Genomic DNA, 500 nt, shown 5'->3' on the forward strand with positions numbered 1-500 from the left:
CGACGTCAACGTCGTCGGCCTCACGCTGTCGGAAAACCAGGCCGAGCACGTGCAGCAGTCCTTCGATCAGATGGACACCCCCCGCAGCCGGCGGGTGCTGCTGGAGGGCTGGGAGAAGTTCCACGAGCCCGTGGACCGCATCGTGTCCATCGGCGCGTTCGAGCACTTCGGCCGGCAGCGCTACGGCCGCTTCTTCAAAATGGCCTACCAGGCGCTGCCGCCCGGCGGAGTGATGTTGCTGCACACCATCGTTCGGCCGTCGTTCAAAGACGCGCGGGCCAAGGGCCTGAAGCTGACCCACGAAATCGTGCAGTTCTCGCAGTTCATCCTGGCCGAGATCTTCCCCGGCGGTTGGCTGCCGACGCCGCAGACCGTCGGCGAGTACGGAGTGACCGCGGGCTTCGACCTGACCCGCGTCCAGTCGCTGCAGCAGCATTACGCGCGGACCCTCAACATCTGGGCGGCCAACCTGGAGGCCAACAAGGACAAGGCGGTCGCCC

1 protein-coding gene is annotated in these 500 nt (G+C 66.4%); it reads left to right on the plus strand.

Annotated features, from left to right (window positions below; all coding sequences use genetic code 11):
- A partial coding sequence (locus A5622_RS05615; RefSeq protein WP_197507954.1) for a class I SAM-dependent methyltransferase occupies positions 1–500 on the plus strand: 500 nt, incomplete at both ends.

The organism is Mycobacterium sp. 1245801.1 (assembly GCF_001673055.1).
GTDB classification, from domain to species: domain Bacteria; phylum Actinomycetota; class Actinomycetes; order Mycobacteriales; family Mycobacteriaceae; genus Mycobacterium; species Mycobacterium europaeum_A.